This is a genomic window from Niastella populi (assembly GCF_002078015.1).
GTDB classification, from domain to species: domain Bacteria; phylum Bacteroidota; class Bacteroidia; order Chitinophagales; family Chitinophagaceae; genus Niastella; species Niastella populi.
This window is the reverse complement of sequence record NZ_LWBP01000185.1, coordinates 56,507-83,490: the sequence shown is the minus strand read 5'-3', so window position 1 is coordinate 83,490 and position 26,984 is coordinate 56,507. Positions and strand designations below refer to the sequence as shown.

19 protein-coding genes are annotated in these 26,984 nt (G+C 48.0%); 5 read left to right on the top strand and 14 right to left on the bottom strand.

The window, feature by feature from the left end; genetic code table 11:
• Positions 1–52 precede the first annotated feature (52 nt).
• The 8 genes from A4R26_RS15770 to A4R26_RS15735 all read right to left on the bottom strand — a co-directional run bounded on the left by A4R26_RS15770 (position 53) and on the right by A4R26_RS15735 (position 10,809).
• A complete protein-coding gene (locus A4R26_RS15770; RefSeq protein ID WP_165760295.1) occupies positions 53–2,248 on the bottom strand; it encodes an outer membrane beta-barrel protein in 2,196 nt (731 codons plus the stop codon).
• A gap of 49 nt (positions 2,249–2,297) precedes the next feature.
• On the bottom strand, positions 2,298–3,743 hold the full coding sequence (locus A4R26_RS15765) for a DUF3526 domain-containing protein (RefSeq protein WP_081164706.1): 1,446 nt from the start codon (positions 3,741–3,743) through the stop codon (positions 2,298–2,300).
• On the bottom strand, positions 3,740–5,176 hold the full coding sequence (locus A4R26_RS15760; protein ID WP_081164705.1) for a DUF3526 domain-containing protein: 1,437 nt from the start codon (positions 5,174–5,176) through the stop codon (positions 3,740–3,742). The genes A4R26_RS15765 and A4R26_RS15760 overlap by 4 nt, the downstream gene beginning before the upstream one ends.
• 6 nt (positions 5,177–5,182) lie before the next feature.
• Entirely contained in the window at positions 5,183–6,367 is a 1,185-nt protein-coding gene (locus A4R26_RS15755; protein WP_081164704.1) for a DUF4374 domain-containing protein, read from the bottom strand.
• Between the two features lie 14 nt (positions 6,368–6,381).
• Positions 6,382–8,529 (bottom strand): TonB-dependent receptor plug domain-containing protein, encoded by a 2,148-nt coding sequence (locus tag A4R26_RS15750; RefSeq protein ID WP_081164703.1) that lies wholly within the window; start codon positions 8,527–8,529, stop codon positions 6,382–6,384.
• A complete protein-coding gene (locus A4R26_RS15745) occupies positions 8,526–9,446 on the bottom strand; it encodes a hypothetical protein (RefSeq protein WP_081164702.1) in 921 nt (306 codons plus the stop codon). Before A4R26_RS15745 ends, A4R26_RS15750 begins: the two co-directional genes overlap by 4 nt.
• Before the next feature lies 1 nt (position 9,447).
• Positions 9,448–9,918 (bottom strand): UCP032817 domain-containing protein, encoded by a 471-nt coding sequence (locus A4R26_RS15740; protein ID WP_133054697.1) that lies wholly within the window; start codon positions 9,916–9,918, stop codon positions 9,448–9,450.
• Positions 9,919–10,473: 555 nt separating this feature from the next.
• Positions 10,474–10,809 carry a hypothetical protein gene (locus tag A4R26_RS15735; protein ID WP_081164700.1) on the bottom strand — a complete coding sequence of 112 codons (336 nt, stop codon included), beginning with the start codon at positions 10,807–10,809 and terminating at the stop codon, positions 10,474–10,476.
• An 85-nt stretch (positions 10,810–10,894) separates the two neighbouring features.
• Here A4R26_RS15735 and A4R26_RS15730 point away from each other — a divergent pair, with 85 nt between their 5' ends.
• Positions 10,895–11,803 carry an NAD(P)/FAD-dependent oxidoreductase gene (locus tag A4R26_RS15730; RefSeq protein ID WP_165760294.1) on the top strand — a complete coding sequence of 303 codons (909 nt, stop codon included), beginning with the start codon at positions 10,895–10,897 and terminating at the stop codon, positions 11,801–11,803.
• 6 nt (positions 11,804–11,809) lie between these two features.
• On the opposite strand, the gene A4R26_RS15725 is transcribed toward A4R26_RS15730, so the two are convergent.
• Positions 11,810–12,550 carry a metallophosphoesterase family protein gene (locus A4R26_RS15725; RefSeq protein ID WP_081164698.1) on the bottom strand — a complete coding sequence of 247 codons (741 nt, stop codon included), beginning with the start codon at positions 12,548–12,550 and terminating at the stop codon, positions 11,810–11,812.
• 2 nt (positions 12,551–12,552) lie between these two features.
• A complete protein-coding gene (locus A4R26_RS15720; protein WP_081164697.1) occupies positions 12,553–13,299 on the bottom strand; it encodes a nucleotidyltransferase in 747 nt (248 codons plus the stop codon).
• Between the two features lie 106 nt (positions 13,300–13,405).
• Here A4R26_RS15720 and A4R26_RS15715 point away from each other — a divergent pair, with 106 nt between their 5' ends.
• Positions 13,406–14,170: a DUF481 domain-containing protein gene (locus A4R26_RS15715; RefSeq protein WP_081164696.1), complete on the top strand. Its 765-nt coding sequence runs from the start codon at positions 13,406–13,408 to the stop codon at positions 14,168–14,170.
• Here A4R26_RS15715 and A4R26_RS15710 read toward each other — a convergent pair.
• The 4 genes from A4R26_RS15710 to A4R26_RS15695 all read right to left on the bottom strand — a co-directional run bounded on the left by A4R26_RS15710 (position 14,167) and on the right by A4R26_RS15695 (position 22,044).
• Positions 14,167–14,955, bottom strand: coding sequence for a sterol desaturase family protein (locus A4R26_RS15710; RefSeq protein ID WP_081164695.1), 789 nt, complete (start codon positions 14,953–14,955; stop codon positions 14,167–14,169). The two genes, A4R26_RS15715 and A4R26_RS15710, sit on opposite strands and share 4 nt — an antisense overlap.
• Before the next feature lie 61 nt (positions 14,956–15,016).
• A complete protein-coding gene (locus A4R26_RS15705; RefSeq protein WP_081164694.1) occupies positions 15,017–18,280 on the bottom strand; it encodes a DUF7379 domain-containing protein in 3,264 nt (1,087 codons plus the stop codon).
• Between the two features lie 52 nt (positions 18,281–18,332).
• Positions 18,333–19,391 (bottom strand): hypothetical protein, encoded by a 1,059-nt coding sequence (locus A4R26_RS15700; RefSeq protein ID WP_081164693.1) that lies wholly within the window; start codon positions 19,389–19,391, stop codon positions 18,333–18,335.
• A 13-nt stretch (positions 19,392–19,404) separates the two neighbouring features.
• On the bottom strand, positions 19,405–22,044 hold the full coding sequence (locus A4R26_RS15695; RefSeq protein ID WP_165760293.1) for a S8 family serine peptidase: 2,640 nt from the start codon (positions 22,042–22,044) through the stop codon (positions 19,405–19,407).
• Between the two features lie 365 nt (positions 22,045–22,409).
• On the opposite strand from A4R26_RS15695, the gene A4R26_RS15690 reads away from it, so the two are divergent.
• From A4R26_RS15690 to A4R26_RS15680, 3 genes are all read left to right on the top strand, one after another.
• Complete coding sequence (locus tag A4R26_RS15690) at positions 22,410–23,138, top strand: EcsC family protein (RefSeq protein WP_081164691.1); 729 nt, start codon at positions 22,410–22,412, stop codon at positions 23,136–23,138.
• 114 nt (positions 23,139–23,252) lie between these two features.
• Complete coding sequence (locus tag A4R26_RS15685) at positions 23,253–24,512, top strand: hypothetical protein (RefSeq protein WP_081164690.1); 1,260 nt, start codon at positions 23,253–23,255, stop codon at positions 24,510–24,512.
• Between the two features lie 146 nt (positions 24,513–24,658).
• Positions 24,659–26,800 carry a S9 family peptidase gene (locus A4R26_RS15680; RefSeq protein WP_165760292.1) on the top strand — a complete coding sequence of 714 codons (2,142 nt, stop codon included), beginning with the start codon at positions 24,659–24,661 and terminating at the stop codon, positions 26,798–26,800.
• Positions 26,801–26,984 lie beyond the last annotated feature (184 nt).

Genomic DNA, 26,984 nt, shown 5'->3' with positions numbered 1-26,984 from the left:
ATCCCGTTGTGTGATAAAAAAAAACTTTGCGGCTGAGGCAACCCTGCGGCAGTTATAACCGTTCCTGTTCCTCTATGCTGCTTGCTTTCTTAGGTAACAACCTGCCACCGATGTGATACCTGACCGACAAACTGATGCGGTGCGCTTCGGGCCGGTCGTTATACCAATAATTGGCAGTATTCGACAGCGATGCGCCTCGCAGCCTGTATGTACGCAGCAGATCCATAAACGTAAATTGTAAAACCAGGTTCTCTTTTAAAAAGGATTTGCGCATCCCGGCATCCATAAAGAACAATTCATCTTTGAGGTATACCCCCCACAGTTCACGGGAATAAACGAACGACGCCAGTTCGAACCGGAAACCACCGGGCAGCTTAAGCTGTTGTTGCACCTGCGCATTCGCTGCCCAACGCGAGGCAATGACATCGTTGCCTGTTTGCGGAATGGGATAACGCGAATGATTTACGCCGGCCGACAACTGCATACTCCATGGTCCTGCACTAAAGGGCGCCGATAAAAGCACATCGAACCGCTGCATACTGCTGAAATTGGCGGTCTGGCTTTTGACGGCATTGGCAGCAGCGTCGATGGTCAGCTTTTTGGTCATGTAATTCTCCCTTATTCCCCATGTAGCGGTAAGAATATATTTATGATGAAATGTAAAGGCAGTTGAAAACAGCCAGGCCATTTCGGGCACAAGCGCCGGATTGCCCGAGTAATAAAAATACTGATCGGTGTACCAGCGTACGGGATTGAGGTCGGCATACGTGGGGCGGTTGATGCGCCGGCTGATCGAAATATTGAACTTACTCCGGTTCATCGCATGATCAATAGAAAGGCTGGGAAAAAAACTGGTGTACGTCCAGCGGTTGGTAAACCCGTCTCTTACCGTATAACCTTTGGCATCGGTATGCTCTATCCGCAAACCGGCGAGGAGGCTGGTTCGTTTGAATTTCCGCGAAGCGGAGACATAAGCCGCGGAAATACGCTCGTGGTACAGGAAGTGGTTCGACATAGATGCCGCCTCCCTGTATACATTGCCAATAAGCGAATCGAAACGATAGTTGTTGTCGTTTGAGATATACGCGTATTTGAGCCCGGCCTTCCACATTATGTTTTTGTAAGGCCACTCCAGGTCAGACTTTGCTGAACGGATGGTAATGTAGCCCGGCTGATGCGAGCGCAGGGCATTTTCGGCTGTTACGTCGCCTGTGCTGCCTTCGGTGGTAATACTGGTCATAAGGGCATCTGACAGGTTACGATAGCTGATATAATGGGTTTCGGTAGTAAGTTTTTTTCCGGCGGTATCAATTTGCCACAGCCAGGCCAGGTTACCGGCATCGTAATGATAAGGCTCTATGATGTTGTTGAAAGTAGTAACCGCGGAGTGTAACTGATGCCCGCCTGCATAACGGTTTACAACAGCTTCTTTGGGTGCGGTAAAATCATCGAAATACCCGTGATAATGTGCGCTTAGCTGGTGACGGTCATGTATACGCCACTCGCCGCCTAGCCGCCAGGTGTAGAATTTTATATGGTAGTTACTGGTATTTATTCTTTCAAGCCGGTAAGTGGTATCATGCTCCTGCACGGTATTGCCGCTGGTGCTTTTAACTTTCCGGTTCGGCATGTTGTAATCGAAGGAACCGTACAGGCTCAATTTTCCTGTATTGATGCTGGCACCGATGTTCTCATTGAACATCCAGGTACTGCCACGCGTAACGGTCGAACGCAGGTCGATACCATAGCCGCGAATGGTGCGGCGGCGGGTGACGATATTGATAAAGCCGGCGTTACCGGCCGCATCGAACTCGGCTGCAGGCGTGGTGACCAGTTCTATCTTCGCCACGTTATCGCTGCTTAATCCTTTCAAAAGGTCTGCCAGCTGTTTGCCGGAGAGATAATTCATTTTACCATCGATGAGCACGTTCACGCCTTCTGTACCGCGCAAACTGATATTATCGTCCTGACCGATGCCGATACCAGGCATTTTTTTCAACAGGTCAAAAACCGAAGAACCGGCAGCAAGGGTGCTGTTGGCAACGTTCATGGTGATGCGGCCGTTCTCTACCTGCAGCATATTTCTCGAGGCGGTAACGGTCACCTGCCGCATAGAATCGGTGCGGGAAAACAGAAGGGTATCTGCCGCGGCACGCTGTTTTATTTTGTTGCTGCTATCGGCAGGCTGCTGCGCAATCACAACAACCGGTATAGCTGCAATGAACAGCGTGAAAAGAGTAAGGAGCATACTGATCTGCTTTAACTGGTACATATAAATAAAGCGCTTGTATAATGTGTTAGCCGTTTACGGTTGGGGTTGAAAAGCTGTTGCGTAGCCTGCGCCACCCGGCAACAGCTGCGATGATGGTGAGTAACCAAAGCCATCCCAACCCTCGTAATAAAGTACCTATAGCTGTCGATGGTTGTAACTGCCTGAACACCGGCAGGTTGTTGAAATCTGCCTTTGTCATCATTCTGCCCGCAAACAACGGCTCAAAACAAAAATGACATAACCGTTCATGAAATGCGGATATCGATGCGCGAAATGCGAACGCATCTTCTATACCGGTATGGCCCAGCGTGTTCATCAGGTGTTGTGTATTTACCGCCGGGTTTATAAGGTTAAAAGCGGCCATTTGCCGTTGACGGCGCCATACCTTTCGATAATAAGCATCAACCCCGGGTTTGGCTGCTGCATCGGTGAGCGTTACGTAAGCCGAGTAAGCCTGAAACTCAAGGAAACGTATAGCCGCGGCCGTGTCGTTATTCCTGTATTGCGGATAGCGTTTGTAAAAGCGTTCCAGCACTTCCACTTTTTCCTGTTTCGATTCACCCAAACCCTGCTGCCGGCGAATGTAGTCGGTAAGCTTTGTAGGGTCTGCCTGGCGTTCATCACTAAAGGCCAGGTTCAGCAATGCCGGCACCACTACAAGAAACAATAACCATGCGCCAAGGCTCCACAACGCATTGACTGCACTGCTGCGGTGAAAGGCATTGATGAGCAATAACAGGGCAAACCAGCAACCGGCATATGACCCGCTTACCAGCAACCACCATATCATTGAACCAGCAGCCGTAACAGGCATACCGCTCCATACAAAAGCGATACAGGAGATAATGAACAACAACGCTATGGTAATGCCCAGCCAGAACAACAGCTTACAAAGAATGATCTGTTGCACAGGTACCGGCTGCATACGCAGCAACGGAAGCGTGCCCCGCTCCTGCTCGTCGGATAACAGGTTATAGGTAAATGCTATTATGAGTAACGGCAACAGGTAAATGATCACAAACGACAGGTCGAAGTTGCCTGCCAGCAGTTTTCGCGGATTGGCGATCTCTGACCGGAAAAGCTGCAGGTACAGGTTTTGCGCATTGAGTTGCAGGTAGTATGCATTTACATCGCGCTGCCCTATAGACAAACGCGCAAAAGGCGCCGGCTCGTTGACGGCATAATAATTCAGGAAGAAACGCACTTTGGAAGGATAAGCGGCTTTTTCCCAGGCCGCCAGGCCGGCGGGGGTGGTGGTGTCGGCTCCCAACCCGTTTATCAGTCGCTGCTGATCCTGCGCATTTTGCTGCCTTATGTATTGCACCGTTTCCTGCTGCCGGTCAATTACCGCATTACCATAATGAATGGCATACAGCGCCGCCGCCGCAAACAAAACAATAATGCACAACTGCAGTATATTCCTGTTAAGCAGTTTCCATTCGCGCGCACTTATGAGCAACAATGTTTTCATAGGCGGGTAATGAGGGGTACTCGTTTAAGAATGAAATAAAAGATACCGCTGCCCAATAGGAGCAGCGCCGCCAGGGAAAACAATTCCATCCGGTAAAATACCAGTACGCGCTTCAACGGCAGCAGCTGGTATTGAAAGTCGGGCACGGAAGCATATAACGCCTGCGATGCTTTATAATCCCAGTCGCCCAATTTTGAGTGATGCATCATATCTTCATTCATCTTTTGCACAAATTGCCGGCGATAGGTTTCTGTTTTTTGCTGGAAGTCGATATGTGTATTCAGGTCTGTAGCCGCAAGGCCCATCGAAAGCCCCTGTACGGCCGCGTAAGGATTGATGATTGCCGCCAGCCGGCAAAAGCGATCCTGCTGCAACAGGGTATGTTGCAGTTGATGAAAGTGTTTATCGTATACCATGCTGCTGTAGGTTTCGCCCGCCTGCATAATGTAACCCTCGAAATTGAAGGGCAGTTCGCGTACAGTTTTTACTTTGTATTGTTGCAATAGTTTTTTCTCCATTTGTTGTGCGCGCTCATTGCTCGTATTATGGCCATCGATGCCCTGTGTAATGTCGCGCTGAATGCCTTCCCGAAAAGAATACTGAGCGGGCAATGGATACCGGTCGCTGGCGATATTGGCAGCCGCTTTGGGCATAATGATACAGGCCACTATCCATACCGTAAGCAATATCAACAAGGAATTACCGCCGGTTCCTGCCATGGCGGAAACAAATACCGTAAGCAGGGTGAAGAGCAAAAAATAACCCGCATACACCGCCAGTAACAGCCAGGCACGCAAAGCCTGATCGCTGCCGGCGCCGGGCGTCATAGCGACAAAGAAAGCGCCGGTGAGTGTGAGCACAGGCAACAGCAACAACATAAGTGCAGCGTATTGCCCTATAACTTTACCTGCTGCTATCGCCGGTAACGTAATACCATAGCTGAACAAAAGTTTCAGCGTTCCCTGTTCGCGCTCTCTTGTTACGGTGGAAAATCCCATGAAGATGACCAACAATGGAACCAATAGCTGTAACACCAACGCTACAGAAAGTTGTCCAAACCGAATACCGGCGCCATGCCCTTCGGCCGGTTTGAAAACAAAATCATTTTGCCGGTGCGGTTCCAGGTAAGCATACGCACCCGCATAATTATCGAGGCCATCGTCGAACATACTGAACCAGGTTTTTGGCTTGTAGGCAAACGTGCCGAAATGCGCCGCTACATGCGGATGTTTGGGATCCTGCTGAAGCCATTGCGCCCGCTTACTTGCTTTTGCTTCATCCCTGATATGTTTTGCTGTTTGGTAATTGCGATAACCACCCCAGGCAGCCGTTAGCACCAGCAGCAAAATAATGCCTGCCATCAGCAGTATCACCCTGCTGCGGTATACAACGGTTATTTCCTGCATGGCTATCCTGAACAAATTACTGATCATAATTGGTTAAGGCAGTTTATCGAAACCGCTGCAGCGGCCTCCGGTAAGTGTTATTTTCTTATTTACATTTCCATTGGCAGGCTGGTAACTGTAAATGCTGTTCTCCGATTTGCCCGATACCACAAAAAGCAGTTGATCATTTTCGTACCGGCGCATTACGGCGCCACCGGAACCATACACATCAGGCAAACCGGCCAGTTTTCCGGCGCTTGTTCTTTGCGTTATGTCGATGCGATAAAAATGATGGGAAGGCCCGTTGATCTCATAACCATCACCTGGATTTACCAGTGCGAGCGTAAATGCCAGTCCATTATCGAAAACCGATACCCCACGGCATTTATAACCGGTGGCGGCATCCAGATCGAAGAACCAGGACGGATCAAAATCAGTTTCTCCTTTTTTGATCCTCAGCACACCGCTGGGCCGGTTGGTATAGCCCAGTGCGGCTACAAAGAGATCGCCATTTTTATCGATAGCAAATGAATTATAGGCATCGAACACACTTCCGGTACGATGATCTTTGATCAGTTTCTCTACTTTGGCAGTAGCCAGATCGATGACAGCTACGTAGGCGGTATCATTGTATTTCTCTACAAAGCCCGCACCTTCATAAAACACGCCCATGAACAATTTTCCATCGCGGGCTTTCATGCCGAGGTAATACATTACCGGCGCTTCTGCACGTAGAATGGATGACAGATCGATCTCGCCCGTACGCTCCATGGTGGAGGGATTGAACTTTATCACTTTGGCAAGTCCGCCGGCCACAGAAGCATACGCTTCAGTTGGACTTACGAATTCAACGGTTGAATAGGTTTTGGCGCCCGGCACTATCAACTCACCTGCCTTGATCGCTTTGCCGGTGTTATCGAACGTATACTTTGTCATGGTAGCCGGTGAATTGTATACACTAACGTAGGCCGCGCCGTTATAGGTAAGCATGCGGCCGTTACCGGCCAGTTCGGTGGCATTGCCATTATCCAGCGAGGCGATATCGAAACCGGCCAGTCCCTGTATATAGGTCGTTTGCGCGCTACCAGTACCAGCCACCAGCGCAATAGCGTATTGATTGGCGTCTTTGTTCTTCGGGTCTCCATCATTTTCGTTGTCTTTATCACAGCCCGTGATACCTGCCAGGGCGATCATCGATGCATAAAATAATGTTCTTAACAGTGTGTGTTTGCGTTTCATTTTTCGGGTTGCTTTTATTGGTCAATGAAGATTCGTGCTTTTAAAGTGTACGCGCGGCCGGGCAACTGCACATTGTAATTATCATACACCTTTGCATTGGCAAGGTTGTGCGCTTCCACACTCAGGGCTACCCGGTTGTTCCGTAATGCATAGCTAAGGCCGGCCTGCTGCACAACCTGAGTGGGAATTATCGCCTTGGTATCGCGCCGGCCGTCATTCGACCAGTAGAGATAAAACCAGTTCACATAACTGACGCCATACCAGCATTGCAGGGTGTGCTGCCTGCGGAAGAGATTCCGGCGCGTCCATTGCAGTTCGCTGTTGGCGAACAGGAATGGTTTGTTGGGCAATCGCCGGTTAAAGTAACGGTCATCGATATTGCCGGTATTTTCTTTTTTCGATCTGTTGACGATGTGCTGAAAAGTACCATTGGCCCATAACGACAAAGAAGGTGTAAACTGGTAACTGGCTTCGGCCTCTATACCGGCGGTAAGGGCTTTGAGCAGGTTACGGTATTGTGAGCTGCGGGGCGATGCCTGCAGAAAGATAATATTATCGGTAAGGCGGATGAACCCGTTTATACCTGCACTTAATGCAGAACGGGTGTAACGCGCCATCAGGTTCAGGTTATGACTGATCTCGGGTTGTATAGAAGGATTGGCCTTTACCAGGCTGAAGTCACCAAACACTTCCATTTCATCGGGCAGGCGGGTGGCGTATTCGTAGGATGCTTTTAATAGCCAGTGCCGGTTCAGCTCGAATTTCAGGGCTTCGCTTACCCCAAATTGTTGTTTGCTTCGGCTGGCTTCATTGAACACCAAATTGTCGATCGTGAATCCATTGGCATGGTACCAGTAGTATTTGACCGAGGTGGTGCTGATAAAACGCGGTGAGCACCGGCGCTGCCAGGCAAGCCCGGCCGTATTTTTCTGCATCTGTACTGTATGACCATAAAAGTCCTTTCCAAAATAATTCTCCGCAATGGTGTCTTTTCCCTTGCGGGTAAAATACGTGCCGGTGAACGAAAAGCTGAATTTGTTGGTGCTGTCGGCAGCATAATCGAGCTGCAGCCGGCCTACCAGGTTGTGCGTGGTAAACAGCAGATCGGTACGTGAACTGGCAATTTCACCATAGGCAATTCTTCTTTCGTATACTTTTCCATCCCAGGTGTAGGCATTATACGAAGTATCGAGGAAATGCTCTTTCACTATACCGGCATTGCCATAGAAAGAAAGCGTCAGCCGGGGCAGCAACTGCTGTTTCATATAACGGATACCGGCATTCCAGGTTCTTTCATTGCGGGTAACGGCGCCATAAGGTTCCGTCATTACCAGGTTATGCTGTACATCTTTATCCATGCCATAATAAGAAGCATTGACGCTGAACCAATCGGCCCATCTGGATTGCTGTATACCGGCCTCTGCATTGAGCTGATAATCGCGATACCGGTCATGGAAACGTTTTACCTTTTGTGAAACCGGGTTGCCCAACCTGTCGGGCACATCGGCCGTAATGGAATAATTATTATCGCTATAGTTAATAAAACCACCGGCCTGCAAAAAAAACCGGCTGCCGGTATTCCGATACGTATTGACGGTTGCTTTATGGGTATTGAATGAACCGATGCTGTAGGAGGCATCGGTATAGTTGCTGAGTTGCTGGCGGGTAACTATGTTGATGGCGCCGCCCAAGGCATCGCTGCCCAGTTCTATGGGCACAACGCCTTTATACACTTCTATGTGGTCAATGGCATTGACCGGAAAGATGTTGAGACGATTGCCGGCGCCGAGGAAATCGGCGGGAATGCCGTTGATGAAGTATTTTACCTGCCGCCCGCTGAGGCCATTGATCGACAAATCGGCCCTGCTGCCCAAACCGCCCTCCTGCCTGATGCGCACACCCGGCGATTGATTGATGAGGGCCAGCGTGGTGACCGGCCGGTTATAATATTTTTTTGCATCGATGACCGTTATGGCGCGGGTTGACTGTTGCAGGCTGCCGGCCGAAACAGACCGCACTTCAACGGCTTTCAGCGCCTTCGCTGGTTGTAGCGTATCGTGCCCAACAGGAATGGCTGTAGGCGATTCAGGCTGCAACTGAGCCTTCAGGTTATATACAACGAGCAGGTTGGAAAGAAATAATATGCCGGTTAGTTTATTCATGGTATTTCTGTAATTAATCCCTGCGCTAACATTTCGTCATAACCGGCGCTGTGTTTTTCGCGCACTATGGCAGCGCTGCTCATGCCATCGGCTGCCTGCCATATCTCGCGTTGCGGCCCCGAAAGGCGCCACGCGGTTTCACCTTCGCGCGGCAGTACATAACTCAGCTGTTCACCATCTTTTTCTTTATGTAAAAAAAGGTGTTGCTGATTGCGCAGCGTGCGTGGTTGCCGGTAAGTATGCAGGGGAATGGTGATGCGCTCTTCATTGTACACGAGAAATACGCTTTTACCGGCCGTGTTTACAGGGAGCTGTTCACCCGGTGCAATAAAAAATACTTGCAGCGTGTAGGGGCGCTGGTGATAGCCTGCGATATAGGTGATAAGCTTTGCCGGTACCGGTTCGGGGCCCGGATTATGAATGACCACCTCCCCGCCCTCGCCGGTACTTATGTTCAACTGTTCTATATAAAAGAAATCTTCAGTGGCTGTACCTGAATGTTTAACCGAACCATCGATATACATTTCAGACAGCAGGATGTATTTACCGGGTGCAGCGTCGGGTGGAACCGGCCAGGAAAAATAATAGTGCCGGCCGTTCTGTAAATTGGTGAGGACCTCCACCAGTTTTTCGCGCTGCTGGGGCGCCGTTAAATAAGAAGCCAGCACCAGCAACGGCGTATGTTTGTTGAGGTATTGAAACGTACCGGAGGTTTCTACGGAAGCGGGCGCCACAGCCGCCGTTGAAGGAAGCAACAATACATGTTCTTCAAAAAGCATATGCTGCTTCCCGCCGGGACTATTTATACCGATACGCACAAAGGGACATACCGCCGATTCCATTCCGGCAGGAAGTGTGATGTTCCAGTGAACAGTAACCGTATTGCCTCTAATGGCGCGTTTTGGAAAGATGCTCATATCAATGCTTGCGAAGATTTTTAATGACCTGTTTGCTATAGCGCTGCGGATATTCCTGAAACCACCTGATCACCGTTTCGTGGCCCAGTTGATCGTAGGTGATACTGATGAAGGCGGCCAGTTTTTCTTTGAATGCATTCCTGGCCATAAAGGAATCGGCATCCAACTGCTGCCGGTGGCGCATTTTCTCTGCTTTCGATGCAGGCAGGTGATGCAGGAAACCGCCAAAATAGTGCATACAAAACTCATGGTATGTGGAGGTGAACAGAATGAAATTGTGCCACATTTCATCAACGATCAACAGTTCATCGGGAATGAATACACCCGGCTGCCGGCTGATAAAGAGGAACTTTTTTGTTTCCATAAAGATCTCTTCCGCTTCCTCCTCGCCTACATCAAACAGATCGGTGAACCGGGAGATCACATTTTCATTTTTGTATTGCAGCAAAGCTGCAAGTGAGGTGCTTTGCATGGTCATTGGTTTTAAGCAGGTAACAGCGGAGGACAAGCCTCCGCTGTTCAAGCAACAAATTAATCGGGAGAAACGCAGCAATGGCCGCCACCGCAGCAATGGGTAGTTGTACCGATCCATGCGTTTTCTCTTTCTTCCAGGAGAGATGCGATCAATGCATCCTTGTTGATGATTTCCATAATCAAGCGATTTAATAGTTAATGCCTACTTTTTTTGAAAGAGGTGTTCGGCGGGAGCCTCTATGCCCGGCCGCACGGGTACCGCGTGCCTCAGGGCAATTCAGTATGTGAAACGCTGAACGCTTAACGCATAACGCGGAGCGCTCAATGCTTAACGCGGAATGCATAATGCTTAACGCGAAAGCAGAACGCAGAACGCAGAAAGCAGAACGCTCAATGCTTAACGCGGAATGCTTAACGCAAAACGCTACACGCTTAACGTAAACGATTTGAAGGTAACTATTTGAAAATCCGGAGTTGGCCTGCCGGCAGTTATGAGGTCACTGCCACTGGTAACAGGTAACCGGTAACTGATGATACAGTAAGGAGCAGCTTATTAAGCCTGCGGCGGGCCTCTGCTGTCTGAAACGCGTAAACGATCGGAATTGATGGCAGTGATCAGCCTGCAATAGGTAGGCGCTGTGTAAACAGGCGCCAACACCAATATTACTTCGCCGGTGAAAGAAGCGTCTTTGGCAAGCTGGAATTCACAAATAGAACAGGCACCATGTACAGCGCCCCCGTTGGTGAGGATGTTTTCCTGTTTACAGGAATGATCTGAATTATATGAAGCGTGTGTATGCACCACCTTTGCTACATGCACCAGTGTCATTACCACAATCAGCAGTAAGGCTATTAGTTGTCTGGTATATGCAAGGCTTATGCGATACATCAAAACAAAGATAGGGGAATTTATATCAAATGCAACAATGTTGTATTTTTATTTTACCGTTTATCAATTTAAAAAATGTGATTACATGAATGCATTTGATTATGAAGTGGCTGTTATAGGCGGCAGTCATGCCGGCCTGGCGGCAGCGCATACACTTGGCAGAAGTAAACGCCGTACCATCGTGTTCGATGCCGGTACGCCCCGAAATAGCGCAGCCCAAAGCCTGCATAATTTTTCTACCGGTGATGGCGCTTCGCCAAATGCACTGCGCAGCATTGCACTGGCTCATCTTAACATGTTTGAGAACGTTAGATACCTGCCACAGCCGGTATCATCAGTGAACGCCGCTGCAACAGGTTTTCAGTTAACCGCCGGCAATGAAATACTTACAGTACGAAAGATCATTCTGGCTACCGGTGTTACAGATAAGTTGTTTGCCATTGAGGGACTTGCCGCTTTGTGGGGAAGAACGGTTTTGCATTGCACCTATTGCCATGGTTGGGAAGCACGGGACCAGCCTGCGCTTGTGCTGGTAAAAGGCGCCATTGCGTGGGATGTAGCCATAACCATTAGTCATTGGAACCCGCAGCTCACCTTCCTATTAAACGGCAGTACGGTTGAAGATGCAGAGAAGAAAACTTATCTGCAGCAAAGAGGCTGGCGGTTGATCGAAACGCCGGTGATAAAGTTGACCAGGCGTGAAGAAATGACAGAAGCGTTGCTGGCCGACGGGCAGGTGGTCGCTGCGCCGGTCGTTTATACCAAGCCGGTACAGGTGAAATTCAACAATGAGCTGGCGGTAAAACTGGGGTGTGAAATAAGTAAAAGCGGGTCGGTGCTTACCGATGGCGCCATGCAAACATCGGTTCAGGGCGTATTTGCAGCCGGCGATGTGGCGCACCCGGGTTATCACCTGGTAGCAGAAGCCATTGCCACGGGGCATAAAGCGGCGGCTTTTTGTAATAACCAGTTATGTAAGGAAGATTACAGGTAACAGTCCTCAGATCTCATACAGAAAATAAGGTTTCCCATAACCCGATTTATGCAGTACATGACGTGCTACATTGAACACTTTTACCTTACCGGCAATGCTTCCTTCCAACACGCCGATATGCGCATGCCCGTGAAATACCACTTCCACGTTACGTCTTGATAAAGGTTCTGCCAGGCGGGAGGAACCTAAAAATGGAAAGATCTGTTCGGGTTCGCCCTCCACGGTTTCTTTTATGGGTGAATAATGCAGCAGGGCTACTTTCTTTATATCCTTATGCTCCTGGTCGAGCCGCGCGAGTGCACGATCGAGATGTAAAGCTTCTTCAACAGCCTCCTGCACAAACGACTTCATGGCGCCTTCGCCAAACATCGACAGCATATAATTATCGAAACCGCCGCCAAATCCTTTTACGCCCGCAAAGCCTACGCCGGCCACCACCGTTGCCTCACCATCGAGGATATGTACATTGGGATGGCTCTGCATGATCTGCCTGATCAGCTTATGCCGGCTCTTTTCATGATCATGGTTTCCCAACACACCCACCACCGGTATAGAACATGCTTTTAATTCTCCCACAAGGATATGCGCCTCCGACTCATCGCCCGTATCTGTAAGATCGCCACAGATGGCCAGCACATCGGCATTTTTAGAAACTTCAGTAAAAAAATCGACCCATTTGCCTTTGTCCGATTCACCAATATGTAAATCGGCAATAGCGGCGATGCGTTTTTTGTTTTCACCGGACATAATTAAACTGTTTTAAGCGTGTACGTTTTATACCCCCACTCTTTTACATCGATCTCGTATTGCGTTTGATCGATCACCGGTCCGCGGCATACTTTTTCGAGCGGGGCGGGCAGTTCATATTGTTCTGCTGCCCTTTTTAGCAGCTCTTCAAAAAGCCATTTGGGAATAATGTCATGGAACTCTGAAGGATAAACGAATTGAAAAGAAAGCAACTGGCTTAACAGCAAATGCCAGTGCCGGTCCATTTTGGCTGCCAGCCTGTTCCAGTCTATACTTTTACCCTGCTTCAGCAGCAAATGATTAATATCGGCTCCATCGTACCGTTCGCGGTTCTGAACATAAATTTTACACCATACCAGGTCTTCGGGCGATAAGATGTTGATCTTAAAACCCAGAAATTCGTCCTGGTGCGCATACTGAAACCATTCTTCGTCTACCCGGCAAATGTTGTTCACGGTATCGAATATGATATCGAGAAAATAATCCCCATGAAATACCTTTGCCAGCCAGCGAATATCCGTGAGCTCGGTACGATACCCCTTCGAGGCAAAAAATTTAAGGATCTTCGGGTATTCACTGGCCGGACAAAAAACATCGAGATCTTTGGTATCCCTGTAAATACCCGTGTGGTGAAAAATGGCAAAAGCGCCGCCCAGCAGGTACCGGGCGCCACATTCTTCCAGCATTTGAAGGGCAGTTCGATAAAATGCTATTGCATCTTTATTATCCTGTTCTCTAACTATCATCATAGCATATTTTTTGCAAAACTGCTGCCTGATTTCAGGCATAATTGTTCCCCGTTATGGGGAAAAGCGTTGGTAAACAGCGCGCTCCGGATAATAAAAAACAAGGAACATGTTATATTTGACCATCATGAAGACAATGAGGCGCATTTGTATAATAGCAATAGGCCTGTGCACAATGCAACTTACCGGCTATACCCAGTTTAGCGATTCCGTCGATTACTATATAAATTTTGCAGGAACCGGTAATTTGAACCGTACCAATACCGGCACAACCTACCTTCTGAATAATGCCATGCGGTTCCAGGTAGATAAAAAGAAATTCTCTATCAACAGTATGGCAAGCCATGTTTTTGGCCGCAATCCTAACTTAAAAACGAATGACGATTTCCTTGCCACCCTGAACCTCGACATATTGAAAGCGGTGCAAAAATTTTATTACTGGGGACTGGCCGGTTACGAGAAAAGCTTTTCACTAAAGGTTGACAACCGGTTTCAGGCAGGCGCTGGTGTAGGATTTACATTTGTTGACAGCCCCAGCGCGAACCTGGAATTAAGCGATGGTTTCCTGTTCGAAACAACCGACCTCGGCATCCCCGACCGCACCGGGCGTACCAGCTATCAAACGGTGCGTAATTCACTGCGGCTGAAATTCCGGTTCGTAATAAAGGAGATCTTCCGTTTCAATGGTATCAACTTTTACCAGCCCGCGATATCAGATGGCCGGGATTATATTCTGAAATTAAATACCAATTTCTCTATCAGGTTGTACAAATGGCTAAATTTCACCACTTCGTTTAATTACAACAGGCAGAATATTACTTCAACGGAGAACCTGTTGATGAGCTATGGATTGAGCCTTGAAAAATTCTTTTAACCGGTTTTCGTTTCCGTAGCGTTTTCAAAAGCTTCATCGAGCAAAGGGCTTTCGGTATTTTTCCATTTATCCCAGAAAGTAAAATACAACCCGAAATTGTATTTGAACTGCTTATGATGCAGGCTATGATGCGTAGCGCCGATCAGCCATTTTCCCAGCAAATGCCTGTGAAATTTTGCAGGGTATATTTCTATATCAAGATGATTCACGACGCTGCTGAATGTCATAATGGTGAGCTGTAATAATATCATCGCCGGGTGCATGGGAACAACCATTAAAATAAGCGGTAAGGAAATCGAAAGTATCCATCCTTCGAGCGGATGGAACGAGAACGCCGTCCAGGGCGAGGTTATATTGCTTTGGTGATGCACCTTGTGAATTAATTTAAAGAAGGCGGGCTTATGCAATAACCGGTGCATCCAGTAATAATAAGTTTCATCGAGCAGCATCGAAATGAACAGGCTTACCGGCAACCACCACCAGCCGTATTCATGAATATCAGTGTATATTTTTGTATATCCCTTTTGCCATAACAGTACCATCAGGGTTCCGGTAAGGGCAAAGATCAGGGCGGTGATCATGCTCCATGAGATTTCCCTTTTTAACTGCCGCGGCGCATATTCCTTTTTACTGATCTTTCTTTGCTGCCATTTAGCGGGGAACCAGATATAAAATATAAGGTAAAACAATCCGGATACCAGGAAGTACCTGCCTACAATTATGGTGAAGAGCACGATAAATGTTACCATGAACCACAATGGCGCCGATACATCAGGAATGAACATACTGCAATGCAGGCTTAGGGCCTGCCGCCTAAAAGCTGAAAAAATTGTGCCTGCCTTCCGCTCAAACCAGCGTTTTGAAATAATTCATTGGCGCCGCCAGGTCAAAATAATTCATATGATGGCCGGGAAAGGTTTGTTTGGTTACACTGATGCCCTGCGGCAGCGTAAGTATGCTGTCGACCCCTACGGCGATATCATTTTTGGTATCTGCACTGTACAGCATCTCCCCTACCTGCCGTTTTATTTTCTCCATTACCTTTTCAAACCGGCCGCTATCCTCCGCCGGTTTAAATTCCAACACATTACCGGCAATGATATGATATTTGGTGGTGACGGTATTTACATCTGGTTTATTGTTGAGCTCATCATAGAAACTGCTATCGATGGCCATCTGGGCCAGGCTGTTGGTTGCTACTTTGGTAGCGCCCAGCGCTTTACCGGCGGCCGATAATACCGGCCCCACTGCGCCGAGGGCTGCCCCACCGAAATTGCAGGCCAGCGTCAATACGGTCACCGTCCAGTCGCGGATCTTTGGAATTGAGCCAAGTACCGAACCTGCATTGGGGGTTCCAAACATAAACAGCCGGTTAACCCAGCCTTCGGTGCCTTTTATGTGCTCTATCATATACCGGCTTATTAAACCGCCCATACTATGGCTGATGATATCAACGGGCGTGGTACTGCTTACGCCGGCATTTGCCAGCATTGTTTTAAATGTAAGCGCTATATCTTCGATCTTTGCATTCAGGTTTTCGTAATCAAAGGCCAGAATGAGGTCGTATTGCCTTTCCGCCTGCAGGAATTCCATAGATGCCGCCATGCCTTTTGTATTTCCAATAATACCATGAATGCATACAGCCACCTTCATTCCGGGGTTAACGACAGTACCTGAAATATTTTTGTAATCTACCCTGCCATTTTCATAGATCACTTTGCGCAGCATGCTCAGGTCTTTTTTCAGTACCACTTTTACAAAACAGAACCAGGCGGCGCGCACCAGGTTCTTTTTTCGTTGCTGATCTTCGGGCAGCACAGGGATTTCAAAACTATAGTTCCCGGCTTCCTTATCGGGCGAGCCAAAACCGATCAATTGTATAACGCCGTCTTCCATCGTAATGGCCGCTATGCCCTGGTCATCGGCCGGTATTTCAGCCAAGGTGATCATCAACGGTTCCTGCTTTGATACATCGCCCTGTAATTTATCAACCCAAACAACCGATGCGCCGTTCGCCGACCGCGTAGTTTCCAGGTTTACCAGTTCATATCCGTTCTCGGCTACAAATTGCCGTAACTGCTCAGCCGGGTGTACGCTTTTGGCATGGGCAGTAATGGACGACACACTGGCCCTGCCGTTCAATGCATTGTTTTGGTGCATCGTTAATTTCCCGAGGTTGAACGAGGTATCGCTATCGATTGCCCCTGACCGGCGCACGATCCTGATGGCAATGGTTTTTACGAACCACGACTGATCAATTTTCACCGCTCTTCGCAACGACTTCTTTTTTCCCAGCCCATATTCGTTATTGCTTTTTTCGAAACCGTCAAATTCATTTATCAGAAAATCTTTAAACGGCTCCCTGCCAATCACCAGCTTCAGGTAATCGGTCATTTCGTCAACGCCATCATCCATCGTTATTGACGCGCCCTCCAAAGGATTCATCGGTTCGTTGCTGGTAAGCTTCGATTCATTCACCGGGTTGGTACACACTTCTATACCGAACCTGCTGTTCAAATAATATACACCGCAATACCATCCTGTGCCCGGGCCGGTGGTAAGGTGCATATTGATGGGGATATCATTGTTTTGCTCATCGAGGTACACCACCAGTTCGTTTCCCTTTTGCAGTTCCCACTCCTGTTTTTCTCTATTGAACAGTTCTATATTCATTTCGGTATTGAATACCTGCGACAGCGAATCTTCGGGCATGGCATAATTGTGCAATGCCTGCAGCAAATGCCAGTCGTTTATTTTATTGCAGCAGGCCAGGATATAAACCAGTGCCTGCGGCGATGCATTGTCGGTTTGTTTAATGACCTTACCGGTAGCAGGTTCCGTTAACGAAACGCGGTTCGCATGTACCTTCAGTTCATAATCGTGATACTGGTCTTTCGAATAAACAAAGGCAAGCGTTTCCTCTTTTTCCTTTTCGGCCAGTTGCTGCCAGGCCTGTTGCGTGGCGGCATCGGCATTTACATATATACATACGGCCGGCGGCAGGTTCAGCAGCGTGCCCTGGTAAATTTTGGGCGTTAAGGTAATATTTTCCAGTTCGGCATTATCGAGCCCTACAGCCGTGATCTTTGCCAGCCGGGGCGCTGCGGCCGGGTCATCTTTGTCGGTAATACTCACCGCCATGCTTTTTACAGACTGGCGATCGTTCTTCATTCCATGCAACGCACCGCAATTGATGGTAACCTTACCATTCTCCTTTACCACCTGGTAAATACCATTGCCCGCCGCTACAGTATTTTCAAACACAACGGTGTTCACATTAAAGTTGCCCGACACCTGCAGTTGCGGGGTTTGCTGCCGCGCCCTGCGCTTCAGCAACGTATATAACTGTTCATACAGCTGCGAATAACTGAGATTGACAACACCTGCATTCAAAGCTTCCAGCATCATGCTGGTGAACATCCCTTCCGGGCTATAACTACTTTCATACGCCACTTCGGTACGGTCGCAGGCAGAAAGCGTTATGCAGCGCAATTCGGGCAGCCTGGCTTTGTTATTCTCATCGAGCAGTTGTTCGTACCCTTCATTGTTGACGGTAAAATAATCAGCGAGGTTACGGCCGGCATCATTACTGCGCGCAGGGGCGTGTTTCGCTTTGCCCAGCAGTATTACATCGAGGTCATTTATATTACGGGTAATGGAACCGGAATGACAGGCATCGACGATCACAATGATACTGGTGGCACGAATACGGCTCAACAGCAGCCGCAGTTCCTTATCTGCCAGATCGAACCCGCCGGCGCAACGGCTATCGTACAACACCAGCGTTTCATCGCGGCCTTCACTGTCCCAGGTTGAAAACGCCGCATTCGATTTACTAAAAGATCCGTGTCCGCTGTAATAGAACAATACGGTATCGTCGGGTTGTATTGCAGGATTATTGATGAGATGACTCACAAAACTGTCCCTGAACGCTTCTCTTGTGGCCTGTTCGTTCAATAACTTTTTAACAGCTACATTGGCGGCGCCGAACTTTTTAACAAGCATGGCTTCCATATTATTCACGTCGTTTACACAACCGCTGAGGCCTGAAACGCCCGATTGGGGATGATAATCTTTAATTCCTGTAAGCAAAGCAAATATGCGTGGCATAAACAATTGTCGTGTTGAAGTGATGAAAAATGAATGGGTGGCTGAATGGTGATCACAGTTTTATACTGGTAAGCTTTTCGATAAGACCGCCTATGGTGTTGCCGGAGAGCTTCGACTTGATAAGGCTTTTAACGGAAGGGTTGTCGATATTCTTTTCCGCATTGATCAGCGAGTCGAATGCGCTGGGCGAGCTGAAACCGGGCAGCAGTTCCGCAGCCTTTTTAAAAAGCTCGGCCATCTGTTTATTTTTCTTTTCGCCCTTTGCTACCTGCTCGGCGCTTACGAGTGCATTCTTTAATATTTCCAGCGATCCGGTTTGAATTGTCTGGGGGTTTGCGGCAATGGATTCCACTACTTCGTGTACGTAATTAGAAGTAAGCGCATCGCGGGTAAGTTTGTCTTTACCGATAATGGAAGTTTTTGCTTTCTTCCCGGTTACCGAAGCCGTTATGACAGGGGTACAATCTTCCTCCTCTTCAATACGTTTTTCGGCCTTGATCTCAATATAACCGATATCAAAATCATCAGCGGCATCCGTTACATCTTTACGGCAGTCGAATTCTTTGAACCGGAGATCTTTATGAATGGCTTTCATAAGGCTTTTTGCCTGGTCGTATGCTTCGCGGTAAGTACCGGGCTGCCCGATCTGCGTAAATAACAAAGTGGCGAACCGTTCGGCAATAAAACTATTGATCTTGTTCTTGCAGGAAATAATGACGAGGTTATCTTTTGATATCTGCCGTTCATCTATGATGTGCTGTGCGAGCTTGAAGGTTTCACAGGCATTGAAAAAGATGAGTTTGGCGTTCTTCAGCGAGGTATTCACGATGTCAGACATTTCCGCGGGCTGAATGGTAAAGTTCCTGAAAAGCTGTAAACAGCCATCCACGCCATGGCCCGAAAAATAAAAGATGTCGATACGCCGGCCATACTTGCCAAAATTCAACAGCAGCCGGTCGAAGCTGAACACTTCATCTTTTATATAATAAAGTTTATCATTAAACGCCAGTTCCTGCAGCAGGTCGCTGATCTTCATTGCTTCTTCACTCAAATTCGGGATCACATCGGTAATGCTGTTTGAAAAAGCGGTATAGAAAGTTGGCTTGCTCATGGTGATCGGTTTATTACAACAAAGCTTTTAAGGTGGCCGATGCATAGGCCGAGGTTTTGATAAGCGATTTGAACTTATCGCGCGCGGCCGCACGGTTAAAAAAATCTGCGTCGGCGCCATCCAGGTCAATCGTATCGAGGTACTCGAACAACGCCGGGTCTTTATACATGACCTGCATTATTTCAACCGACATCATTTCCTGTATTTGTTTATCGGTGGGCGGTACTGTTTCGGGAAGCGCCGATTTTGCAGGCAATGCCCGGAACCATTGTGATACGAATTTACCGATTCCCAAAAAACTTACCGACGCTTCTTCTGCCTGTTTCAATTCCATATTGAAAATATCGGCCGAAACATCCAGTGCTGCGCTTGCTTTTAAAGAGCCATTGCCGTAATATTTTTTATACCCGGGATAATCGATTCCACCGCTCTGGAACAGGGCCTGCCGCACCGCTTCTGCCTGTTTCCATGTGCCTTTGTATTGTTTATCTGCCAGCTCCTGCCGGTTATATGCGATCCATAATGCGGCGGCCGCCGCAATTTGCGGGGTAGCTGATGAAGTGCCGCCACCGGTTCTTGAAAAGCGGTATTTGCTGTTGGGATTATTGTTGGCCCATGCCAGGTTGGGCGTATACGCAGCCAATGCCGTTCTCATTGCCTTTTCGGGCCCCCAGTTACCCTGCATGGTATCGCCGCCTTCGGAACGCAACTTCATTTCTTCTTCGTTCGCTGCAAAATCATAAGGCTTTTCATTAAAGCAAACACCGCAGGCAGCAATTACGCGGTCGAACCGCGCAGGATACATTACTGCTTTGGGCGTTAGTTTACTGATGCCTTTTACCCAATTATTACCGGCGGCTGTAACAATCACCACGCCGGCCTCATACGCTTTATTTACCGCCCGGGCCACCCGCCGCGTTGGATAACCGGCCATCGACATGGAGATCACTTCGCATCCCATTTCAATGGCATATTCAATACCCCGGGCCACATCGTTTGCATTGAATGAATTGTAAACCGTATCGCAAATGCGAACAGGGATCACTCTGGCGAATGGTATGCCGCCAAAGAAACCTTCATAACCTGCATAGGCATCCTCTTTCTTTATGAAGTTACCCGCCAGTATGGCCAACGTGGCAGAACCATGTCCATCCTGCTCGAGGAACTTTATGCGGTTTTGCATTATATCGGTGCCCTTGTTATCGGGTTCGCCGCCTACGAAACTGATGCCGGCATCTTTTACCAGGTATTTCGGTGTGGCCGGGTGCGAAGGGATATACCCCGTATCGATGTGCGCAATTTTCACCATGTCGTCTGGAACCGTATCCAGCACATCGGTTAATTTCATTTTCTCCTTTACTCTTTGCGCCGCCTTTCTTAGCTGGGAATGGTTATCGCCGAGGTGCCAGATGAATTCATCTATGCCCAGCGTATTGGGCGGTTTGGGCCAGTTAGACATATAATTGTTTCCATCGGCCGATTTGGAGAGCGGTGATTCTTTCAGGTATTTGCTTTTTACATCGGGCTCAACAAAAACTTCAGGGTGTTCGGCCCGCAGTGAAAAATACGCTTTGTAGGCTTCATCCCATGAACTGGTGGTATCGGGAGCTGTTTCTTTTAAATGAATGGAAGGAGTATCAGGCATATCGCGTTTGAGATGTTGCGCTGGTTTATACTCCGTTGATCTCAATTGCGGTGCGGTTTTCCCAAAATCAACAAGCAGGTTCTCCTTCACTTTTTCAGGAACCGTATTTTGTTCGGGATCAAAAAAGCTGAAAGGACTTTGTCCATTACCCACCTGGAAGATCTTTTCCTTCCGGAAAAGATCAGCGCCCGAACCATAAGTGAACAGCGTAGGATGCTGAATGGCCGGTATTTGCTGTGTAATCTTTTCGTGCCAGTCGTCATAACTGCCAATACTTTTATTCATGCTCAGCACTTTCCTGATGGTACTGGTGAACAGTCCATAGCCGTCCCATTCGCTGGCCAGCTCTTCATCGCGGCAGGCGCCCAGCAGCAATACCGTGGCCGGGATATCTTCCTTTACAACGATGGGTTTGTGCGTGGGGCCGTAATATTGTTCTTTATGTTTGCTGTATGAGTTGAATGTAATATCCTTTGGCGCATTGCGCGTAACCAGATTCATTTTCTTAAAGATATCTTCCAGCAAACCGGCCACTTCTGCATCTTTTGGCGAATCGATCGCCCGCGCCACGCTTCCGCTATGACAGCTGTCGGAGATCATAAGAATGCGAACGCCTTTTTTGAACCGGCTGAAATGTTCCCACAATTCATCATCGAGGTACTGCCGGTCGTACAGGCACCAGGTTTCATCTACACTGTCTTCTTCATCGAAGTTTATGTCCTTTATTTGTCCGCCATGGCCCGAATAGGTGATAAAAAGAAAATCGCCGCTTTTCAATGTTTTGCTGAATTGTTCAAGATATTTATCGAGGTTGGCCGAAACAGGCATTTCCGCACCCTGGCTGCCGCCTGACAATAACAATTTGCGGTTCTTAATACCGGCCCGTTCTGCCATTTCATGATAGAACAGCGCGTCGTTCTCACAACAATACAACTGGCCGTTCCAGCCGTCGTAATGATCAGGATCTACATTGTTCAGCCCGAGGTGGAGTGAATACGCATTTGACATAGCTATACAATTGAAGGTTAAAGTAGATGGATGCTGGCTATACCTGCTGTGAAGCAACTGGTGCGGGCACCATTGCTGTACTATACACATTTAAATATAACGCAATGCGACACAAACGGATATGCATAGCACACCCACCTGTGTCGCCGTGGTATATAACTTATTGAAAAAGATCCTCTTTGAGAATCCACAATCTGATTGTAGAATTACAATGAAATAGCCGATAAAATCCGGGTGTTTTTCACGTTTTTTATATGATCATAATTTCTTAAACAGAAAGAAGTTGCAACAGTATTCCTGCCTGGCTGGTTTACCGGTTGGCATATCTTTTACATAGATACCTGAACCATGTCGTAAATTAGAATATGACAACAACCTACGAGCACATAATGATGCGTGAGCTGCAAACCTGGCAGCGGAAAATGATGCGGCGGCCCGGCATTCTCAACAGGCTGTCGAAAAGCGCACAGGACAAGATCAACAGCATCATACCGGAAAAAGTGCACCAGGTAATTACCACCACCATAAAACAAATGATCAGGGGCGTGCTGTTTGGCGCCAAACTCACTACCCGCAATAATAAAACACGCCTTGCGCTCATAGAAACCGACCGCAAAGTTGAAGAAACAATAAAGAAATACCGCACCACGGCAGCAGCCGAAGGCGCTATTACCGGGGCGGGCGGTATATTACTGGGACTTGCAGATTTCCCGTTGCTGATTGCGATAAAGATCAAACTGCTGTTCGAGATCGCATCCCTTTATGGTTTCCCGGTGAACGACTATCGCGAGCGGGTGTATATTCTGCATATTTTCCAGCTTGCCTTTTCATCTGCCCAACACAGGCGAAATGTATTTATGGAAATGAAGAACTGGGATGAAAAATCGAAAAGCCTTCCCGCCGATATCAACCAGTTCGAATGGCGCAGTTTTCAACAGGAGTACAGAGATTATATCGATCTGGCGAAACTCGCACAACTCATACCGCTGATAGGTGCTCCCGTTGGCGCTGTAGTGAATTACCGCCTCATTCGCAAACTGGGTTTCACCGCAAAAATGGCTTATCATATGCGTAAAGCGGAAGCGCAACCGTGATTATTTCAACAGGTATAGTATAATCCTCAATTCATACATCATCCGCTACCTCACCCGCCTGCCCGCTGCTAGTTTTGCTGCACTGAAAATAACAGTGTAAAAATCATCACCACCATGTTACAACGAATTACCGCAGCCATCACGGGCTGTGCATTGATGTTCCTTTTGTTCGCATGTAAAAAAGATAACAACGCCCAACCTGATCCAGTATACAATGGCGAAGGCGTGGCAACGCCTGTAGGTTTACCCGATGCCACCGCAGCCAGCGTAAAAACAATTGGCGCGGAAGGGGGCGCCATTTCCAGTGCCGATGGACGTATAAAACTGTCGATCCCCGCAGGCGCCGTATCAGCAGCACAACAGTTCACCGTTCAGTCGATCAGCAATCAAAACCCGCTTGCTATCGGTAAGGCATACCGCCTTATGCCGCACAATGTTACCTTCAGCAAACCGGTAACCATCGAGTTTTCGTATAATGAAGAGGAGATCATAAACACCCTACCCGAAGCGCTGGGCATTGCCTACCAGGACGATAAAGGCATCTGGCAGGCGCAGGGCAGCACCGTTATCGACCCTGAGAATAAAAAGGCAAGAGTAACAACCACTCACTTTAGCGACTGGAGCCTCTTTGAAAGTTTTTACCTGGTAAGCTCCGCATCCATGTTACCGGTTAACGGCACAGCCGACCTGGAAGTGTTTTGCACCGAAGATATTCTGGCCCCGCTTACACCCGGTTCGCAGGTTCCGATGGGTAAGAAAATTTCGATAGCCACTACCAATATAAAAGAATGGAAACTGGCCGGTGCAGGCAACCTGCAAGCGAATGGCGCCAAAGCTGTTTACAAAGCGCCGGGCACGGTACCGAATGCACCCAATCCGGTAGCCATCAGTGTTAACCTCGATCTTAAACAACGTGGAAAATTTATGCTTGTAAAAAACATTGAAATAACCGGCGACGACGGCGAAATAGAAGTAAGAGTGGCTGGTGGTAACTGGGTAAAACAACCGGCCTCCCCCGCGGTTAAAATGGGTCCCGATAATATTGCCATGGCCGATTCGGACGGCGACGCCCGCGGCTGGTACGTATTGATAAGGTTTGTTGGCGGCGTTGGCACCCATGCTTTCAAAGACCCTGCAGTTATCTGGGGCACCCACGTGCATTATCATATAACAGGCGGCAACAACTATACATGCGCCTATATAAACGGCGCTGAAGAATTTGTACCCAGCGGCGGCGGGGTTACAATCACCAGCATGGGTGATGATGACGGGTTTATAAAAGGCACCTTTGTAATGTCACCTGCTGGTTTTGGCAACAATTTAAAAAACACGACAACAGTTGAAGGCAGGTTCAGGGTAAGAAAGAGCTGGTAAACTTCAGGGATGGGTCGTTTGCCAGCGGGCAGACGGCCTTCTTTTTAACAGGTGGGTTGCCTTCCAAGGGCGGCCCACCTGTTTATTTTAACGGTAACAATATTGCAGCCAAATGCTGTAATTTCATTGCCGTCAAACTTTGTCACATGAGAAGTATAATTCTTATACTAATAGCTGCTACCTTAGTAGCCTTTAATCAACCATCACCTGTTATGAAGGGATTTCAATGGCCGGAAGGCGTTCCACCGCCCACTGTAAAAAAGCAACCCAAAGAATTTATTGCCCACGATGATAAACGCATCGATGATTATTACTGGCTGAACCAGCGCGAAAATCCGGAAGTACTGTATTACCTGAAAGCAGAAAATACCTATCTCGATACCCTGATGAGCGGCACAAAAGAGCTCAGGGAAAAACTGTTCCTTGAAATGAAAAGCCGCATTAAAGAAAAAGACGAATCCCTTCCCTATAAAGACAATGGCTACTGGTATTACTCCCGTTTTGAAGAAGGCAAACAATACCCCGTATTTTGCCGGAAAAAAGAAAGCCTTGAAGCGCCGGAACAGATCATGCTCGATCAGAATTTAATGGCCACAGGATTTCAGTACTATTCAGTCGGCCGCCGTGTAGTAAGCGACAATAACGAACTGCTGGCATTTACGGTTGATTCCGTGGGCAGAAGAATTTACACACTTCAATTCAAAAACCTGATAACCGGCGTTATATACCCCGAGATCATTACCAATGTGGAAGGCGGTAATATAGCATGGGCGGCAGATAATAAAACCATCTTCTACGTTAAAAAAGATGTGGTTACGTTGCTGGGCTACCAGATCTGGCGTCATGAGCTGGGCACCGATGCTGCCAAAGACGTAATGGTTTATGAAGAAAAAGACAATCGTTTTTATACTGGCGTTTACCGCACCAAGTCGAAAAAATATGTTAGCATTTATTCCAGCATGAACCAGGTGTCGACCGAATACCGTTTGCTCGAAGCAGCCCACCCAACCGGCGAGTTCAAAATATTTGAACCGCGGGAAGAAAATTTTCAATACTCCATAGAACATTACAACAACAAGTTCTATGTGCTTACCGACTGGAAGGCGCCCAACTATCGCCTTATGGAAACGCCTGAAGAAAAAACCGGAAAAAACAATTGGAAAGAAGTGATCGCCCATCGAAAAAACGTATTCATTTCCGATATGCTGGTATTTAAAGGCCACCTGGTGCTGAGTGAAATGAAAGACGCCCTGAACCAGTTGCGGGTTATAAACTTCACCGATAAAAAAGACTATTACATAACATTTCCCGAAGCAGTTTTTACCTCGTTCCCCAATGTAAATCCTGACTACAATACCAACATCCTGCGTTTCTCCTATACTTCCATGACCACCCCTGCTTCCATCTACGATTTCGATATGGACACGCGGCAACGCGTACTTAAAAAACAAACCGAGGTGCTGGGCGGTTTTAAAAAAGACGAGTATACTTCAGAGCGGCTATGGGCAGTAGCAAGGGATGGGGTGAAAATACCTGTTTCCATAGTGTATAAAAAGGGCGTAAAAAAAGATGGCAGCAATCCATTGCTGTTATACGCCTATGGCTCTTATGGCGCCAGCATGTCGCCCTCTTTCAACAGCAATGTCATCAGCCTGCTCGACCGTGGTTTTATATATGCCATTGCGCATGTCCGGGGCGGCCAGGAAATGGGCCGCCAGTGGTACGACCAGGGACATATGTTTCATAAGAAAAACACGTTCTATGATTTTATCGATTGCGGTGAATTCCTGATCAAAGAAAATTATACCACCAAAGAACACCTGTATGCCAATGGCGGCAGCGCCGGCGGTTTACTTATGGGCGCCATCGTGAACCTGCGCCCCGATCTCTGGCATGGGGTAATAGCCGATGTACCGTTTGTAGATGTTATCACCACAATGAGCGACCCCAGCATCCCCCTTACCACCGGGGAATACAAAGAATGGGGCAACCCGGCTCAGAAAGAAGAATACCTGTATATGAAATCGTATTCGCCTTATGATAACGTAGAAAAGAAAGCCTATCCCCATATGCTGGTAACAACCGGTTTGCACGATTCGCAGGTACAATATTTTGAACCGGCCAAATGGGTAGCCAAATTACGCGAGCTGAAAACAGACAACAACAAACTGTTCTTCAAGATCAATATGGAAGCCGGCCATGGCGGCGCCTCGGGCCGTTTTGATTACTTAAAAGACAAAGCCTGGCAGTATGCGTTTTTGCTGGCGCTGGAGGGGAAAGTGGAGTAAGCCTTACAGGAACGGCATTCCCATTTCTGGCGGGCCATTTAACGGCCCTGCCCCCGGGAACAACCCATTCGCTATGCGGCCAGGCTACGCGGTATTGCGCGGCATGGCCGCCGCCGTTACAAATTCCTTCAATGCCCAACGTTGCCGGCCTATCGGTTGCCGCAACGGTAAGTTTTACCTGTTA

Bases quoted from the DNA above. Each gene is read 5' to 3' on its own strand.
- A4R26_RS15740 (WP_133054697.1), bottom strand. From the start codon at position 9,918: ATGCAAAGCACCTCACTTGCAGCTTTGCTGCAATACAAAAATGAAAAT.
- A4R26_RS15770 (WP_165760295.1), bottom strand. From the start codon at position 2,248: ATGCTCCTTACTCTTTTCACGCTGTTCATTGCAGCTATACCGGTTGTT.
- A4R26_RS15745 (WP_081164702.1), bottom strand. From the start codon at position 9,446: ATGAGCATCTTTCCAAAACGCGCCATTAGAGGCAATACGGTTACTGTT.
- A4R26_RS15760 (WP_081164705.1), bottom strand. From the start codon at position 5,176: ATGATCAGTAATTTGTTCAGGATAGCCATGCAGGAAATAACCGTTGTA.
- A4R26_RS15695 (WP_165760293.1), bottom strand. From the start codon at position 22,044: ATGTCAAATGCGTATTCACTCCACCTCGGGCTGAACAATGTAGATCCT.
- A4R26_RS15700 (WP_081164693.1), bottom strand. From the start codon at position 19,391: ATGAGCAAGCCAACTTTCTATACCGCTTTTTCAAACAGCATTACCGAT.
- A4R26_RS15750 (WP_081164703.1), bottom strand. From the start codon at position 8,529: ATGAATAAACTAACCGGCATATTATTTCTTTCCAACCTGCTCGTTGTA.
- A4R26_RS15715 (WP_081164696.1), top strand. From the start codon at position 13,406: ATGTTATATTTGACCATCATGAAGACAATGAGGCGCATTTGTATAATA.
- A4R26_RS15685 (WP_081164690.1), top strand. From the start codon at position 23,253: ATGTTACAACGAATTACCGCAGCCATCACGGGCTGTGCATTGATGTTC.
- A4R26_RS15680 (WP_165760292.1), top strand. From the start codon at position 24,659: ATGAGAAGTATAATTCTTATACTAATAGCTGCTACCTTAGTAGCCTTT.
- A4R26_RS15705 (WP_081164694.1), bottom strand. From the start codon at position 18,280: ATGCCACGCATATTTGCTTTGCTTACAGGAATTAAAGATTATCATCCC.
- A4R26_RS15690 (WP_081164691.1), top strand. From the start codon at position 22,410: ATGACAACAACCTACGAGCACATAATGATGCGTGAGCTGCAAACCTGG.
- A4R26_RS15725 (WP_081164698.1), bottom strand. From the start codon at position 12,550: ATGTCCGGTGAAAACAAAAAACGCATCGCCGCTATTGCCGATTTACAT.
- A4R26_RS15730 (WP_165760294.1), top strand. From the start codon at position 10,895: ATGAATGCATTTGATTATGAAGTGGCTGTTATAGGCGGCAGTCATGCC.
- A4R26_RS15720 (WP_081164697.1), bottom strand. From the start codon at position 13,299: ATGATGATAGTTAGAGAACAGGATAATAAAGATGCAATAGCATTTTAT.
- A4R26_RS15710 (WP_081164695.1), bottom strand. From the start codon at position 14,955: ATGTTCATTCCTGATGTATCGGCGCCATTGTGGTTCATGGTAACATTT.
- A4R26_RS15735 (WP_081164700.1), bottom strand. From the start codon at position 10,809: ATGTATCGCATAAGCCTTGCATATACCAGACAACTAATAGCCTTACTG.
- A4R26_RS15765 (WP_081164706.1), bottom strand. From the start codon at position 3,743: ATGAAAACATTGTTGCTCATAAGTGCGCGCGAATGGAAACTGCTTAAC.
- A4R26_RS15755 (WP_081164704.1), bottom strand. From the start codon at position 6,367: ATGAAACGCAAACACACACTGTTAAGAACATTATTTTATGCATCGATG.